Here is a 15,598-nt window from a genome sequence, read left to right as displayed (position 1 = left end):
TAGCACCATGTTGCTGAAGCTGGACATCGGCGACGCCCGTCCCCTGCACGAGCAGGTGGCGGGCGCGATCCGTCGGGCCGTCGCCGAGGGCGAGTGCGCCCCCGGTGACAAGCTGCCGCCCGCCCGGGACCTCGCACGGGCCCTCGGCGTCAACACCAACACCGTCCTGCGCGGGCTGCGCGCCCTGCGCGACGAGGGCGTGCTGGAGTTCCGCCGCGGCCGCGGCATCACGATCGCCGCCGACGCCGGATCGCGCGCCGAACTGGTCGACCGGGTACGGGAGTTGATCGCGGACGCGGCCCGGGCCGGCTACAGCAGGAACGATCTCGTGGATCTGATCAGGGGGATGCCGTGAACGACTCGGAGCCTGTAGTACCCACCGCGACGAAGCAGCGGCCACGCCGGGGAGGGCCCTGGGCGGCCGCGGCCTTCGCGGCCGGCGTGCTCGCGCTGCTCGTCGCGCTCCCGCTGGCGGCGCGCGACCGGCTGCCGGACCCGGTGGCCACGCACTGGAGCGGCAGCCGACCGGACGGCTCGATGTCGCTCACCGCCGCCGCGCTGTTCCCGGCCCTGCTCTGGCTGGGCCTGGTGGCCCTCGCCGTCGCCGTCCGCCGCTTCCGGGGCCGCCAGGCGCCGGGCGCGCCCGGGGCGATCCTGGCCTCCGGCGGGGTGCTGCTGAGCGGCGCCCAGGCGTCGATCGTGCACGCCAACCTCGACCGCGCACGCTGGCAGGACGCCGCCTCGATGGACGCCTGGGTGATCCTCATCGTCCTGGCAACCGGCGCCGCCGGCCTGCTCACCTGGCTCGCGACCCGCACGCCCGTCACCGGCGCCGCCCCCACCGGCCCGCGCGGCCCGGTCATGACGCTCCCGGCCGGGGAGCGGTTGATCTGGCTGTCCCGCACCTCCAACGTCTGGATGCAGCTCGCCGCCGCCGTCCTCGGCCTCGGCGCGGCCGGCACCGCCCTGGCCGGCGCCACCGGGCTGACCTCCGGGCACTGGTCGCTCACCGCCATGCTCGCGATCCTCGCGCTGACCGTCCTCGCCTGCTCCTCCGTCCAGGCCCGCGTCACCGCGAAGGGCCTGGACGTCGGCTTCGGCCCGTTCGGCTGGCCCCGGCGGCACTGGTCCCCCACGGACATCGGCGCGGCCCGCGCCGAGCGGCGCACCGCCGCCCAGGCCGGCGGCTGGGGCTACCGGGTCAACGGCCTCGGCACCACCCTGATGCTCCGCGGCGGCGACTGCCTGGTCGTCGAGGGCCCCCAGGGCCACCGGTTCGCCGTCAGCGTCGACGACGCCGAACGCGGTGCCGCGCTGCTCAACTCCCTCGCCGAACGGGCGAAGGCCACGACCGCCTGAGCTCCCCCGCCAGCGTCCGCCACCCGGCACCGCCCGGGTGGCGGGCCCGTACGACTGCGACCCGGACGACGCCGGGTTCGTCCAGGAGCCGGGCGCGGAGGCCGCGTTGCCGTTCCCCGAAGTCCTGCGCCGCCCGTCGGAGTCCTTCGAAACGATGGCTGGGGCCCCGCCCCGCGCCTCATAATTCCACTATGCCGAGCGAGTTGAGATACGAGCCGCCGCTGCGCCTGCCCGCCGTCGTCACCGACCGCTGGGGCCGTGCGGACACCGTCCTGGTCAACGACGGGCAGACCTTCTCCCTGCTCCTGCGGGGCAACCGGTACGAGGGCGACAGCCTCGACTCCCTCGAACTCGTCGGCCGGCTCGACGAGGACGCCCTGCCACCCGACCTGACCCGGCTCGACGAACTCTGCTCCTGCACGATCGAGTGGCGCACCCCGCTCCAGGTCACCGGCCCCGGCCCGGACCCGCGGCCCGGCGTCCTGCACGCCCGGCTCGTCCTCGGCGACGCCAACCCCGACGGCAGCCTCGACGCCCTGCACGTGACCCTCGAACTCGACCTCCCCGACGACGCCGGCACCGTCACCTCCGGCGGCCCCTGGGAGGACATGGAGGACGCGCTCCTCGACCTCCAGCGCCAGCTCCCGCCCGGCGTCGCCCTCGCGGCCTGCATCGCGTGCGCGTTCTCCGACTACTCCCCGGCCGGTTCCGGCTTCATCGGCTCGATGGCCTGCTTCCGCGACGCCAAGGACGCCTACCGCGCAGTCACCGGCAAGGCCGACATCTTCCGCCTCTGGGACCGCCGCACCGGCTTCGCCCAGGAGACCTTCCACTGCGCCGAGTTCGAGTCCCGCCGACCGGGCACCGGCTACCGGGGGTAGGGCCCGGGCCCCGCACGCGACGGAAACCACTCGTACCGGTGGTGTGGGGTCGTGCGGCGGCGCGGGTACAACAGTGGCAGCGCCGAGCCTCAAGGAGGCGTCCATGATCCCCCACTGGCGTGCCGTCACCCGTCCATCACCCGCTTCGTCCGATCCGACCGACCCGGCCGACCCGTCCGGCTCCCAGGACGAACGGACCGTCACCTTCCTGCGCCTCGGCGTCGGGCTGATCGGCATCCTCCTGCCGATCGCCCTGCCGCTGGGCAACTGGCTGTTCGCCGAGCTCAGGGGCCTGAGCTCGAACGGCTACTGGCCCGCGTCGATGAGCGGCGCCTACTACTCCAGCACCCGGAACGTCTTCGTCGGGAGCCTGTGCGCCCTCGGGGTGTTCCTCGTCTGCTACCGCTTCGACCGACGCGACGACCGCTGGAGCACGGCGGCCGGGGCGTGCGCGATCGGTGTCGCGCTCTGCCCGACCTCACCGCCCGACCCGACGGCGTTCCAGACCACGGTCGGGGCCGTCCACCTCGTCCTCGCCGCGCTGCTGTACGTCGTCCTGGCGCTGTTCTCCGTCTACTCGTTCCGCGACCCGCGGTACGAGCGCAAGCCGTGGGTCGCCCGCGGCTACCTCGCGGCCGGCGTGCTGATCCCCGCGCTGCTCCTGCTGGCCGCCGTCGCCGCGCTCACCCACCTCGGCACGGACTGGCCGATCCGTCCGGTCTACCTGTGCGAGTGGCTCGCCACCTGGGCCTTCGGAGCGGCCTGGACGGGCGCCGCGGTCGAACTCGCCGCCGCGGCAGGCCCGTCCGGCTCGCGCGCCACCGTCGCACCGACCGCGGACCCGGCGCCGCAGTAGGCGGCCGACCGGTTCGCGTGACCGCCGCGCGGGGCCGCTCCCGCGCGGCGGCCCACACTGACGTTCCGTCATATCACGGACCCGAACCGGCCGTTACCATGCGCACCGCTTTCGACGGCGACGAGCTCCTCGACCCCGGCGTGACGCTCGTCCACCACTGGCCCCCGCCCCGGACGCCGCGCCCGTCCGCGACCGGGACATCGCGATGTACGCGGGCGTGGCGGTCAAGCGCTGAGCGCGCGGCCTCACGGGCCCGTCGCGGAGACCAGGCCCGCCTCGTAGGCGAGGATCACCAGCTGCACGCGGTCGCGGGCGTCGAGCTTGGCGAGCAGCCGGGTCATGTACGTCTTGACGGTGGCGATGCTGAGCACCAGCTCGGCCGCGATCTCGCCGTTGGACAGGCCCCGCCCGACGAGGGTGAGGATCTCGCGCTCGCGCCCGGTGATCGCGGCGAGGCGCGGATGCTCCGGCGCCGGGGCCCGGGCCGCCGCTATCGGGGTCTGCCCCGCGAAGGCGGAGATCAGGCGCCGGGTGACGCTCGGCGCGATGAGGGCCTCCCCCGCGGCGACCACCCGCACGGCGGCGAGGATGTCGTCCAGCGCCATGTCCTTGACCAGGAACCCGGACGCCCCGGCCCGCAGCGCCGCGTACACGTGGTCGTCGTCGTCGAACGTCGTGAGGACGACGACCCGGGTCGGCCCGCCGGCGGCGGCGACCAGACGGGTGGCCTCGATGCCGTCCGTGCCGGGCATCCGGATGTCCATCACGACGACGTCCGGCCGCAGTTCGGCGGCCAGCCGGACGGCGTCGGCGCCGGTGCCGGCCTCGCCGACCACCTCGACGTCGTCCGTCTCCGCGATCACCATCTCCAGCGCGGCGCGCACCAGCGGCTGGTCGTCGGCCAGCACGACACGGACCACCCGCCGTTCCGCCCGCGCGCTCGCGGTCCCGCTCACCGGCCCGCTCACCGGCCCGCCTCCGCCCGCAGGGGCAGCCGGGCCACGACCCGGAACCCGCCCCCCGGACGCGGCCCCGCGCTGAACTCGCCGCCCAGCAGCGCGACCCGCTCGCGCAGCCCGGCCAGGCCGAAGCCGCTGCCCCGGACGGTGCCGTGGCCCCGCCCCCGGTCGGTGATCTCGACGGACACCTCGTCCTCCTTCGTGCGGTCGACGGAGACCCGGCAGGCGCTCGCGCCCGCGTGGCGCACCACATTGGTGACGGACTCCTGGATGACGCGGAACGCCGCGAGATCCACCTCGGCCGGGAGTCCGGTCTGTTCACCGAGCCGCCGGACCTCCACCACGACGCCCGCGGCGGTGGTCGCGGCGGCCAGCCGGTCGAGGTCGGCCAGGCCCTGCGGCGCGGTGACCGACGCCTCCCCCTCGGCCTGGCGCAGCGCGACGAGCATCCGGCGCAGCCCGGCGAGCGTCTCCCGTCCGGCGGCTTCGATCGCGCCGAGCGCCTCCTTTGCCCGTTGCGGCCGGGTGTCGATGACCCGGCGGGCGGCGCCGGCCTGGAGGGCGATGATGCCGATGCTGTGGGCGACGGTGTCGTGCATCTCGCGGGCGATCCGCAGGCGTTCGTCGGTGACGGCCGCCGCGGCGGCCCGGGTGCTCAGCGCCTCGGCGTGCTCGCGGTTCTGCCGCACCGAGCGCCCGGCCAGCCAGGCGACGAGGGCGAGCAGCGCCGCGCCGTCGGCGGAGCCGATGTGGGTGCCGGTGAAGATGCCGACGGTGTTGCCGTGCACGAGCCCGATGTGCAGCACGAGGAACGTCATGACCAGGGCGAACGCGCTCCGGGAGGTGCGGTGCGGCGCGGTGGCGGTGATCAGGCAGAGGGCGGCGTCGACGGCGAGCAGCGAGGCCGGGGGGACCTGGGTGTTCGCGGCCCAGCCGTCGGTCTCCGTCCAGGTGGCGATCAGCAGTAGCGCCACGGAGAGCACCGGCAGACGGCGCACGAGGGCCGCGCCGGCGAAGGCGACGGCGGTGTCGAGCAGGGTGAACGCCAGGCCGCCGTGCGCGGCGGCGCCGCCGTGCTCCCGGGCGGCGCCGCCGAGCACGACGGCGGGGTAGGCGGCGGCCGCGCACCAGGCGAGTCCGACCCAGGCCTCGGGCGGCACGCGCCGGAACAGCGGTGGCGTCGGCGTCGTGATCATGGTGGTGATCGTATCGACGGATCGTCGGCGGGTCATCAAACCGTGGTCGTACGACCGGGGATGAAGCCGGGGCCGCACGGTGTCAGCGCCGGTCCGATGCGGCGGCCCGGTCCGGGCCGGCACCGTGGTGCCCATGATCGAAGTCATCGAGCTGACCAAGCGCTACGGCCGCCGGGCCGCCGTCGACGGCCTCACCTTCACCGTCCGCCCCGGTCACGTCACCGGCTTCCTCGGCCCCAACGGCGCCGGGAAGTCCACCACCCTGCGGATGGTCCTCGGCCTCAACGAGCCGACCTCCGGCACCGCGACCGTCGACGGCCGCTCGTTCCGCGGTCTCAAGCGCGGCCTGCGCCACGTCGGCGCGCTGCTCGACGCCGCCGACGTCCACGGCGGACGCACCGGCCGCGCCCACCTGCGGGCGCTGGCGCGCAGCAACGCGATCCCGCTCGGGCGGGTCGACGACCTGCTCGCCGAGGTCGGTCTGGCGGGTGCCGCGCGCCGCCGGATCGGCGGGTACTCGCTCGGCATGCGCCAGCGCCTCGGCATCGCGGGCGCCCTGCTCGGCGACCCGCCGGTGCTGCTCTTCGACGAGCCGCTCAACGGCCTCGACCCGGAGGGCGTCCTGTGGGTCCGCGGGCTGTTCCGCCGCCTGGCGGCCGAGGGGCGGACGGTCTTCGTCTCCAGCCACCTGATGAGCGAGATGGAGCACACGGCCGACCGGCTGGTCGTGATCGGCCGGGGCCGGCTGATCGCCGACGAGGGCCTGGCGGAGTTCTCCGCCCGGGCCGGCCGGTCGAGCGTGACCGTCGTCGCGGCCGAACCCGCCCGCCTGACCGGGGTGTTGACGGCCGCCGGCGCCACCGTCCGGCCGGGCCCCGAGGGCGCCCTCGCCGTCACCGGACTGTCCGCCCCGCGGATCGGCGAACTCGCCCTGGAACACCGCCTGTTGCTGCACGCCCTCACCCCCCGCGGCGCCTCCCTGGAGGAGGCGTTCATGGAACTGACCGCCGACAGCGTCGAATACCTCGCCGGAGAGTCCCGTTGAGCCCCGTCTCTGCTGCCACCACCGCTCTGGGCCGCGCCCGCTTCCGCGACCTCCTCGCCGCCGAGTGGATCAAGTTCTGGTCACTGCGCTCGACCCCGTGGGTCCTGCTGCTCGGCGCCGCCGTGGTCGTCCTCGCCGCCGTCAAGAACGCCACCTACACGTACGACCACTTCGAGCCCGGCCCGGCGGCCGGCTACCACCAGGCCGCACTCGACTCGGCGTTCAGCTCCGTCGGCGCCGACGTCGTCATGCTGGTGGGCGGCGGGCTCGGCGCGTTCGTCGTCGTCTGCGAGTACGCCAGCGGCCTCATCCGGGCGAGCCTCGCGGCCGTCCCCGACCGGCGGGCGCTGCTGCTCGCCAAGGCGGCCGTCCTGACGGGCGTGATGCTCGGCTGGGGCGCCGCCGTCTCGGGCACCGCCTTCGGCGTGGCGCAGGCGGTCATCGGCGGCCGGGGCATCGGGCTGCCGATCACCGACCCGGGCGCGTTCCGGTTCGTCGCGGCGGCCGCGCTGTTCGCGCCGGTCTGCGCGCTCGTCGGGCTGTGCCTGGGCGTGCTGATCCGGCACACGGCGGCGAGCGTCGTGAGCACGATCCTGGTCCTGTTCTTCGTGCCGTCGTTCTTCACGGACACGTACCACTGGTCCGCCGACGTCGCGCACGCCCTGCCGTTCACCGCGTGGCGCCGACTGGCCGAGGTGGACCTGACGAACCAGCGGGTGTCGCCGTACCCGGCCACGGTCGCGAGCGGCTGGATCACGTTCGCGGTGTGGTCCGTCGCGGCGGTGGCGGTCGCCGCGTCCACGATCCGGCGCCGGGACCACTGACGGTGCGCAGCGGCCGCTGACGGTGCGCCGGGACCGCGGACGGCCGCCGGAGCCCCGGACGGCCGCCGGGCCCGCGGAGGGCCGCCGCCCGGTGAGAACGCGCGGGGCCCGCCACGGGGGTGCGGGCCCCGCGTCACCTGGTGCGCCCGGCCACCAGGTCCATCGTCGCGACCACCAGCGCCGCCAGGACCAGTCCCGCCGCGACCGTCGCCCCCAGCTCGAAGGCGAGCGCCCAGTCCGGGTTCCGCCCGCGGGCGTGGGCGAAGAAGACCGAGCCGACGATCGCGATCCCCACCGCCGAACCGACGCGCTGCGCGGTCTGCAGCACTCCGCCCGCGCTGCCGGCCCGGGCCAGCGGCACCTGCGAGAGCGTCAACGTCTGGTTCGGCGAGATCACCAGCCCGCTGCCCGTCCCCGCCACCAGCAGCGGCACGGCCGTCGCCCAGCCCGCCCACGTCCCCGGCCCCAGCCGCACCGCCAGGACCGACGCCCCGAGCCCGACGAGCACCAGCACCAGCCCGAACACGACCAGCCGCCGCCCCAGCCGGGTCACCACCCGCCCGCCGAGCGCCGCCGAGACGGCCGAGCCCACCGCGAACGGCGTGATCGACAGACCCGCCGCCAGCGCCGAGTAGTGCAGCCCCGCCTGGAGGTACAGCGTGAAGATGAAGAAGATCGCCGTGAACCCGGCGAAGTACACCAGCGACAGCGCCACCCCCGCCGCGTACGGGCGCACCGCGAACAGCTCCATGTTCACGAGCGGCTCCCGCCGCCGCGCGTAGTGCCGCTCCCACCCGACGAACGCCCCCAGCAGCAGCACCGCCACCGGCAGCAGCAGCCACCGCGCCGGGCTGTGCCACTGCTGCGCCTGGACGAACGGCAGCAGCAGCACCACCGTCCCGCCCCCGAGCAGCACCACCCCGACCGGGTCGAAGTCCCGGTGCCCGGCCCGCTCGTCCGCCGGCGGGGGCGGCGGCAGCAGGTGGTAGGCGACCGGCAGCGCCGCGATCCCGATCGGCAGGTTGACCAGGAACACCCACCGCCAGCCGTCCTGCGGCCCGAACAGGTGGATCAGCAGCCCGCCCAGCAGCGGGCCGACCGCCGTCGACACCCCGATCGTCGACCCCAGCGCGCCGAACGCCCGCCCCCGCTCGGCCCCCTGGAACAGCGTCTGGATGAACCCGGACACCTGCGGCACCAGTACCCCGCCCGCCGCGCCCTGGAACAGCCGGGCCAGCACCAGCCAGGTCTGGCCCTGCGCCGCCCCCGCGAGCGCGCTGGCCAGCGTGAACAGCGCCAGCCCGGTCAGGAACACCGCCCGCCGGCTGCGCGCGTCCCCGAGCCGCCCGGCCGGGACGAGCACCAGCCCGAAGGCCAGCGCGTAACCGCTCAGCACCCACTGCAGGCCGCTCTCCGACATGTGCAGCCCGGTGCGGACGGTCGGCAGGGCGACGTTCACGATGCTGACGTCCAGCAGCGTCATGAACCCGGCCACCAGGCACACCGCGAGTGCCCGCCAGCGCCGCGCCCCGGCCCGCCCGCCGGCGGCGGCGGAGGCGCCCTGGGACGGCGGGCGCGCGGTGCTGTTGGGGGGATCGGGGTTCATGGGGAGCCTTTTCCGGACCTCCGGACGCCCGGCATCGTCCTGGGGCCCCATCGTCGCCCCGCCCGACCGCGGGGGCCACCCGGCTCACCCGGACGGCCGAACCGCCGCGCGGCGGGCCCGCGGGCGCGGCGAGGCTGGGCGCATGACCGTCGACACCGGGACCACGCCGTCCGCCCCGCCCGTGCTGGACGTCCGGCAGCGGAACGTCGTCTTCGCCACGATCGTGCTCGGCATGCTGCTGGCCGCCCTCGACCAGACGATCGTCGGCACCGCCCTGCCCACCATCGTCGCGGACCTGGGCGGTGCCGCCCACATGTCCTGGGTGGTCACCTCCTACCTGCTCGCCGAGACCGTCGCCACCGTGCTGGCCGGCAAGTTCGGCGACCTGTACGGGCGCAAGCTGATCTTCCAGGTGTCCGCGATCGTCTTCATCACCGGCTCGTTCTTCTGCGGCCTGGCGACCGACATGACGTTGCTGATCGCCTGGCGCGCCCTCCAGGGCATCGGCGCGGGCGGCCTGATGGTCACCGCGATGGCGCTGATCGCCGACGTCATCCCGCTGCGCGAGCGCGGCAAGTACCAGGGCGCGATCGGCGCGGTGTTCGGCGTGGCGACGGTCATCGGCCCGCTGCTCGGCGGGCTGTTCACCGACCACCTGTCCTGGCGCTGGGCGTTCTACGTCAACGTGCCGATCGCCGTCCTCGTGGTCGTCGCGGCGGCCCGGACGATCCCCTCGGTGCGGGCCGCCGTCCGGCCGGTCATCGACTACCTGGGGATCGCACTGGTCGCGGTCGGGGCCGGTGCCCTGATCCTGGCCACCAGTTGGGGCGGCAACCAGTACGCGTGGGGCTCGGCGACGATCATCGGACTGTTCGCGGGCGGCGCCGTCGCGCTCGGCCTGTTCTGCCTGGTCGAGACGCGCGCGGCCCAACCGATGCTGCCCATGCGGCTGTTCCGCAACCCGGTGTTCGCGGTCTGCTCGGTGCTCAGCTTCATCGTCGGCTTCGCCATGCTCGGCGCGCTGACCTTCCTGCCGACCTACCTCCAGTACGTCGACGGCGACTCCGCCACCGTCTCCGGCGTCCGCATGCTCCCGATGGTCATCGGCCTGCTGCTCGCCTCCATCACCAGCGGCAACGTCGTCAGCAAGACGGGCCGGTACCGGCTGTTCCCCGTCGCCGGCACGCTCGTGATGGCCTTCGGCCTCTACCTGCTCTCGCTGCTCGAGCCCGGGACGGGCACCGCGCTCGCCTCGCTGTACATGTTCGTCCTCGGCGTCGGCATCGGGCTGAGCATGCAGGTGCTCACCATCGCCGTGCAGAACACCGTCGACTACGCGGACCTCGGCACCGCCACCTCCGGCGTCACGTTCTTCCGCACCATCGGCAGCTCCTTCGGCACCGCCGTCTTCGGCACCATCTACGCCAACAGCCTCAGGACCGAACTCGCCGACGGCATCGCCTCCTCCGCCCGCCTCACCGGCGCGAGCCCGGCCGTACTCGGCAAGGCCGCCGAGAGCCCGCAGGGCCTGCACGCGCTGCCCGCCGACCAGGCCGCGCCGATCGTCCAGGCGTACTCCGACGCCCTGCACACCGTCTACCTGTGGACCATCCCGGTCGCGGTGGTCGGCTTCGTCGTCGCGCTGTTCCTCAAGCAGGTCAAGCTGCGCGACAGCGCGCGGGCCGGCTCCACCGACCTCGGCGAGGGCTTCGCCCAGCCGACCACCAGCGACGCCGACCCGCACCTGGAGTACTCGGTCTGCAAGATCGTGCGCGGGATCGACCTCGACGTCGTCCGCTCGATCGTCGCCACCGCCGACACCCGCGTCGACCTCGCCGGCGCATGGGCCCTGATGGAGGTCGCCGGCCACACCAAGGCCGTCGGCCGGGCCTCCCTCGACCTCATCGCCGCACGCAAGCGCGTCCCGCCCGAGGTCCTGGAACCGGTCTTCGACCGAGTGGCCGACGAGGGCTACCTCACCCGTGACGGCGACCACCTGGCCCCCACGGAGGCCGGCCGCCGACAGATCACCGTCCTGGCCGGCGCCTGGTCCGACTGGCTCAACGCCCGCCTCGACGCCGACGCCGGCCGCCCCCGCAGCCCCCAACTGCGCACCGCGGCCGACACCATCGCCTGGCGCCTCCTCGTCGAGGACCTCACCAACGGCCTCCCTGCCCACGCCCGCCCGAAGGCGCCGGCGACGGTACCGGCGGAGTAGGCCCTACACCAGCGGCTTGGCCAGGACGAGTTCGCGGCCGGTGCCGTCGTCGAGGAGGTCTCCGAGTTCGTCGGTGTCGGCGAAGGCGTGGCGGCGGTAGAGGGCGATCGCGGCGTCGTTGTCGGGCATGACGGCGAGCTTGAGGGTGGTGCAGCCCTGGGCGGCGGCCCACTTGGCGATCTCGGTGATCAGGAGGTCACCGACGCCCCGGCCGCGGGCCGCCGGGGCCACCCACATCGAGATGAGCTCGGCGGCCGTCGGGTCCTCGTCGGCGGGGACGCCGCTGGCCATGGCGACGGGCCTGCCGTCCAGGACGGCGACCAGGTCCAGCGCGCCGGGGATCTCCAGGCGCGAGCGCCAGCGGTCCTCGTGGTCGCCGGGGCCCTGCCAGTCGGCCAGGGTGGAGCCGAAGGCGTACGGCGCCTCGGCGAGAGCGGCGAGGCGCAGCTCTCGGAAGACGGGCCAGTCGTCGGACGAGAGGGTTCGCAGTTCAAGCATGGTGCGGACCCTGCCGCACCGGGCACCGGTCCGGCAAGCCCATTATCCGGCGAGCGGCGGGTTGAGCCGGGCGAAGGCCTCCTGGCGGCGGTAGGGGAAGTAGGGGTAGGGGGCGGTGCGGAGGCTGGCGGCGTCGAGGCGGGTGATCTGGTCGGGGGTGAGGGACCAGCCGACGGCGCCGAGGTTCTGGCGGAGCTGGGCCTCGTTGCGGGCGCCGATGATGACGGAGGAGACGGTCGGGCGGCGCAGGAGCCAGTTGATCGCCACCTGGGGGACGGTGCGGCCGGTCTCCTCGGCGATCCCGTCGAGGGCGTCGACGACGCGGTGGAGGTGGTCGTCCTCGACCGGGGGGCCGTAGTCGGCGGTGTCGTGGAGGCGGCTGCCGGCCGGGAGGGGCGTGCCGCGGCGGATCCTGCCGGTCAGACGGCCCCAGCCGAGCGGGCTCCAGACGAGGGCGCCGACGCCCTGGTCGGCGGCCAGCGGCATCAGCTCCCACTCGTAGTCACGGCCGACGAGCGAGTAGTAGACCTGGTGGGCGGCGTAGCGGGGGCGGCCGTGGCGGTCGGCGGCGGCGAGGGACTTCATGAGCTGCCAGCCGGAGAAGTTGGACACGCCGGTGTAGCGGACCTTGCCGGCGCGGACGAGGTCGTCGAAGGCGGCCAGAACCTCCTCGACCGGGGTCGCGGCGTCGAAGGCGTGCAGTTGGAACAGGTCGATGTAGTCGGTGCCGAGCCGGCGCAGGGCGTCGTCGACGGCCTTGGTGAGGCGGGCCCGGGAGGTGCCGGCGTCGTTGGGGCCCTCGCCGGTGGGCAGGCCGGCCTTGGTGGAGATGAGGACCTGGTCGCGGCGGCCGTGGACGGCCTTGCCGAGCACCTCTTCGGAGGCGCCGTCGGAGTAGACGTCGGCGGTGTCGAACATCGTCACGCCGGCGTCGATGGCGATGTCGAGGAGGCGACGGGCCTCCTGGTCGTCGGTGGTGCCCCAGGAACCGAAGAGCGGGCCCCGCCCGCCGAAGGTGCCGGTGCCGAGGCTGAGCGCGGGGACCTTGAGGCCGGACGCGCCGAGCTGCCGGTATTCCATGGTGGTTGCTCCCCCAGGAGGCGGTTAACGGGACAGTCGTTCCGTTAGGATGGCTCGACCGTAGCAGAGTCCGGTGATCTAATGGAACAGGAATCCCGTTAATGGTCGAGGAGAGCCAGCCCACCCCGGGCACCGTCCGCCCCGGCGGCCGCACCGCGCGCGTGCGCGCCGCCGTCCTACGCGCCGCCGAGGACGCGCTCGTCGAGCACGGCTTCGCGGGCCTCGACCTCGGCGACATCGCCCAGCGCGCCGGGGTCGGGCGCACCACCGTCTACCGGCGCTGGGGCGGCACCAGCGCCCTGGTCGCCGACCTGCTCGCGGACATGGCGGAGCAGTCGCTGCCGCGCACCCGCAGCGGCTCGCTCGCCGAGGACCTGCGCGCCAACGCCCGGCTGGTCCAGCGCACCCTCGCCGACCCGCGCCAGGGCGGGCTGTTCCGCGCCGTGATCGTCGCGGCGAACTGCGACACGGGTGCGGCGCAGGCGCTCCGGCGCTTCTACGAGGCGCGGGTCGCCGAATGGGCGCCGTGCGTCGCCGAGGCCGTCGAGCGCGGCGAACTGCCCGCCGGCACCGACCCGGCGGAGGTCGTGCGGGCCGTCTCGGCGCCGCTCTACTACAGGATGCTCACGACGGCCGACCCGCTGGACGAGGCCGCCGCCGACCGCGCCGCCGCGGCCGCCGGGGCGGCGGCCCGGGCGGGGGCGTACTGCCGCTGAAACGCGAACGGCCGCACGGCGCCTGGGCGCCGTGCGGCCGAAGGGACCAGGAAGGGGGTCAGTCGAGGTCCAGGTAGCCCTCGCGCAGCTCGTCCAGCACGCCCTGCCAGAAGTCGTGTTCCTCCGGGTCCAGTCCCAACTGCTCCAGCAGCGCGGTGAATTCGGCGAGTGCCGTCGCGTCTCCGTCCTCGAAACGCTCCTCGAACCCGGCCAGCAGGACGAACGCGGCCAGCGCCTGCGGCACCGACTCGGCCACGCACCCGACGTGGCCGGCGGCGTGGTCCCAGCCGTTCGGGTCGTACGCCTCGACGACGCCGCTGACGCCGTCCGCCATCAGGTGCACGTCGTCGACGAGCCCGACGCAGTAGGCGTAGCCGTCCGGCGGGGTGTCGTCGTCCGGGTAGCGGCGGCCGTAGATCTCGTCCGGGTCGGCCTCCCAGAGGCCGCGCTCGGGGAGGCCCCCGCCGTCGAAGCCGGTGAAGCCGTTGCGCGCGGCCGGGATGCCGACCTCCGTGAGGAACGCCCGCGTCCCGGCGTGCTCCAGCCCCTCGGGCAGCGACTCCGGGCTCGGGCGCCAGAGCGTGCCCGGGCCGTAGCAGGCCTCCAGCCACTCGGCGGTGGGGTTGGCGGCCACGGCGGGCAACACGACGTCGGAGGTGGTGGTCATGGGCGGATCTCCCCCGGATGGAACGGTGCGACAGCGGCACGATGGCGGTGCGACAGGCCCATCCAAGCGCATCGCACCGACAGCCCGGGTCACCGGGCCGCCTCCTCCAGGACCGCCATCGCCGCGTTGTGGCCGGGGATGCCGCTGACTCCCCCGCCGCGCACCGCCCCCGCGCCGCACAGCAGCACGTTCCGGTGGGCCGTCGCCACGCCCCAGCGTTCGGCGGCGCCGGCCGGGTCCCCTTCCGCGTACGGGAAGGACAGGTCGCGGTGGAAGATGTGACCGCCCGGCAGGCCGATCTCGCGCTCCAGGTCCAGCGGTGTCCTCGCCTCCACGCAGGGCCGCCCGTCCGCGTCCGTCGCCAGGCAGTCGGCGATCGGCTCGGCGAGCACCTCGTCCAACTGCGCCAGACTCGCGGCCAGCGCACGGGCCTTGACGTCCTCGTGCGCCGCGGGGTCCGCGAACAGCCGTGCGGGCATGTGGAGCCCGAAGAGGGTCAGCGTGTGGAGGCCCTGCCCGATCGCGTCCGGGCCGAGGATCGAGCTGTCGGTGAGCGTGTGGCAGTAGATCTCGGACGGCGGCGCCGAGGGCAGTCGGCCCGACGCCGCCTCGCCGTACGCCGCCTCCAACTGCCGGTAGCCCTCGGCGATGTGGAACGTGCCGGCGAAGGCGTCCCGCGGGTCGACGGCGGAGTCCCGGAGGGCGGGGAGTCGGCGCAACACCATATTGACCTTCAACTGTGCGCCCTCGGGCGGCAGTCCGGTCGACGGTGCACCACCGAGAAGGCGGTCCAGGGCCGCCGGCGCCGCGTTCACCAGCACCTTGGCACCCGCCACCACGGCTTCGCCGTCCTCGTGCCGGTACGTCACCTCGGCATCGCCGAGGCCGTCCGTCGCGATCGCCGTGACCTCGCAGTCCGTGCGCAGCTCGGCGCCCGCCGCCAGCGCCGCCTCGGCGAGCGCGCCGGTGACCGCGCCCATCCCGCCGACCGGGACGTCCCAGTCGCCCGTTCCGTTGCCGATGACGTGGTACAGGAAGCAGCGGTTCTGCCGCAGCGAGGGGTCGTGGGCGTGGGTGAAGGTGCCGATCAGGGCGTCCGTCAGCACGACGCCGCGCACGAGGTCGTCGGCGAAGGTCCGCTCGATCGCCTCGCCCAGCGGCCGCTCGAACAGCGCCTCCCAGGCCGCGTCGTCCCCGATGCGGCGGCGCAGTTCGGCACGCGGGGGCAACGGTTCGGTGAGCGTGGGGAAGACGCGTTCGGCGATCCGCCCGGTCGTGCCGTGGAAGCGGCGCCAGGCCTCCCACTCGCGCTCGCCGCCGGTCAGCGCCCGGAAGGACTCGCGCGTGCGGTCCGGGTCGGCCGCGTCGACGAGCAGCCCGGTGGGCTTCCCGTCCCGCACGACCGGGGTGTACGAGGAGATCCGGCGGCGCCGCAGCTCCACTCGCAGGCCGAGCTCGCGCACGATCGCGCGCGGGAGCAGGCTCACCAGGTAGGAGTAGCGCGACAGCCGCGCGTCGATCCCCGGGAAGGCCTCCGCCGACACCGCCGCGCCGCCCACCCGCGGCAGCCGTTCGAGCACCAGCACCCGCCGCCCGGCCCGCGCGAGGTACGCCGCCGCCACCAGTCCGTTGTGCCCGCCGCCGACGATCACGGCGTCGTACCGCGAGGACGCGTTCGTGTTCATCACGCCAC

The 15,598-nt window shown here is 74.7% G+C and carries 15 protein-coding genes; 8 read left to right on the top strand and 7 right to left on the bottom strand.

Annotated elements, in window-relative coordinates; translation table 11 throughout:
* Positions 1-7: 7 nt before the first annotated feature.
* The 4 genes from AB0C76_RS27985 to AB0C76_RS27970 all read left to right on the top strand — a co-directional run bounded on the left by AB0C76_RS27985 (position 8) and on the right by AB0C76_RS27970 (position 3,096).
* Positions 8-355, top strand: coding sequence for a GntR family transcriptional regulator (locus tag AB0C76_RS27985; protein WP_359970870.1), 348 nt, complete (start codon positions 8-10; stop codon positions 353-355).
* Complete coding sequence (locus AB0C76_RS27980; protein ID WP_359970868.1) at positions 352-1,359, top strand: DUF1648 domain-containing protein; 1,008 nt, start codon at positions 352-354, stop codon at positions 1,357-1,359. The genes AB0C76_RS27985 and AB0C76_RS27980 overlap by 4 nt, the downstream gene beginning before the upstream one ends.
* Positions 1,360-1,550: 191 nt before the next feature.
* On the top strand, positions 1,551-2,240 hold the full coding sequence (locus tag AB0C76_RS27975; protein WP_359970866.1) for a DUF6304 family protein: 690 nt from the start codon (positions 1,551-1,553) through the stop codon (positions 2,238-2,240).
* Between the two features lie 103 nt (positions 2,241-2,343).
* The gene (locus AB0C76_RS27970; protein WP_359970865.1) at positions 2,344-3,096 is read left to right on the top strand and encodes a hypothetical protein; all 753 of its coding nucleotides are present in this window, start codon (positions 2,344-2,346) and stop codon (positions 3,094-3,096) included.
* Between the two features lie 245 nt (positions 3,097-3,341).
* Here AB0C76_RS27970 and AB0C76_RS27965 read toward each other — a convergent pair whose 3' ends face one another.
* Positions 3,342-4,052 carry a response regulator transcription factor gene (locus AB0C76_RS27965; RefSeq protein ID WP_359970863.1) on the bottom strand — a complete coding sequence of 237 codons (711 nt, stop codon included), beginning with the start codon at positions 4,050-4,052 and terminating at the stop codon, positions 3,342-3,344.
* 8 nt (positions 4,053-4,060) lie between these two features.
* A complete protein-coding gene (locus AB0C76_RS27960) occupies positions 4,061-5,251 on the bottom strand; it encodes a sensor histidine kinase (protein ID WP_359970861.1) in 1,191 nt (396 codons plus the stop codon).
* A gap of 133 nt (positions 5,252-5,384) precedes the next feature.
* Here AB0C76_RS27960 and AB0C76_RS27955 point away from each other — a divergent pair, with 133 nt between their 5' ends.
* Positions 5,385-6,296, top strand: coding sequence for an ATP-binding cassette domain-containing protein (locus AB0C76_RS27955; protein ID WP_359970859.1), 912 nt, complete (start codon positions 5,385-5,387; stop codon positions 6,294-6,296).
* Positions 6,293-7,120, top strand: coding sequence for an ABC transporter permease (locus tag AB0C76_RS27950; protein WP_359970857.1), 828 nt, complete (start codon positions 6,293-6,295; stop codon positions 7,118-7,120). The genes AB0C76_RS27955 and AB0C76_RS27950 overlap by 4 nt, the downstream gene beginning before the upstream one ends.
* 133 nt (positions 7,121-7,253) lie before the next feature.
* Here AB0C76_RS27950 and AB0C76_RS27945 read toward each other — a convergent pair whose 3' ends face one another.
* Positions 7,254-8,726: an MFS transporter gene (locus AB0C76_RS27945; protein WP_359970855.1), complete on the bottom strand. Its 1,473-nt coding sequence runs from the start codon at positions 8,724-8,726 to the stop codon at positions 7,254-7,256.
* 142 nt (positions 8,727-8,868) lie between these two features.
* On the opposite strand from AB0C76_RS27945, the gene AB0C76_RS27940 reads away from it, so the two are divergent.
* Complete coding sequence (locus tag AB0C76_RS27940) at positions 8,869-10,944, top strand: MDR family MFS transporter (protein ID WP_359970853.1); 2,076 nt, start codon at positions 8,869-8,871, stop codon at positions 10,942-10,944.
* Positions 10,945-10,947: 3 nt separating this feature from the next.
* On the opposite strand, the gene AB0C76_RS27935 is transcribed toward AB0C76_RS27940, so the two are convergent.
* Positions 10,948-11,442, bottom strand: a complete 495-nt coding sequence (locus AB0C76_RS27935; RefSeq protein ID WP_359970851.1) for a GNAT family N-acetyltransferase — start codon at positions 11,440-11,442, stop codon at positions 10,948-10,950.
* 42 nt (positions 11,443-11,484) lie between these two features.
* Positions 11,485-12,522: an aldo/keto reductase gene (locus AB0C76_RS27930; RefSeq protein ID WP_359970849.1), complete on the bottom strand. Its 1,038-nt coding sequence runs from the start codon at positions 12,520-12,522 to the stop codon at positions 11,485-11,487.
* Between the two features lie 101 nt (positions 12,523-12,623).
* Here AB0C76_RS27930 and AB0C76_RS27925 point away from each other — a divergent pair, with 101 nt between their 5' ends.
* Positions 12,624-13,238: a TetR/AcrR family transcriptional regulator gene (locus AB0C76_RS27925; protein WP_359970847.1), complete on the top strand. Its 615-nt coding sequence runs from the start codon at positions 12,624-12,626 to the stop codon at positions 13,236-13,238.
* Positions 13,239-13,296: 58 nt separating this feature from the next.
* On the opposite strand, the gene AB0C76_RS27920 is transcribed toward AB0C76_RS27925, so the two are convergent.
* Together AB0C76_RS27920 and AB0C76_RS27915 are read right to left on the bottom strand one after the other, a co-directional pair.
* On the bottom strand, positions 13,297-13,905 hold the full coding sequence (locus AB0C76_RS27920; RefSeq protein ID WP_359970845.1) for a hypothetical protein: 609 nt from the start codon (positions 13,903-13,905) through the stop codon (positions 13,297-13,299).
* Positions 13,906-13,994: 89 nt separating this feature from the next.
* Positions 13,995-15,590: an NAD(P)/FAD-dependent oxidoreductase gene (locus tag AB0C76_RS27915; RefSeq protein WP_359970843.1), complete on the bottom strand. Its 1,596-nt coding sequence runs from the start codon at positions 15,588-15,590 to the stop codon at positions 13,995-13,997.
* Positions 15,591-15,598 lie beyond the last annotated feature (8 nt).

Origin of the sequence: Kitasatospora sp. NPDC048722 (assembly GCF_040650235.1) — a bacterium.
Lineage (GTDB): Bacteria > Actinomycetota > Actinomycetes > Streptomycetales > Streptomycetaceae > Kitasatospora.
The sequence above is the reverse complement of the archived record's forward strand: the minus strand, read 5'-3'. Positions and strand labels throughout refer to the sequence as shown.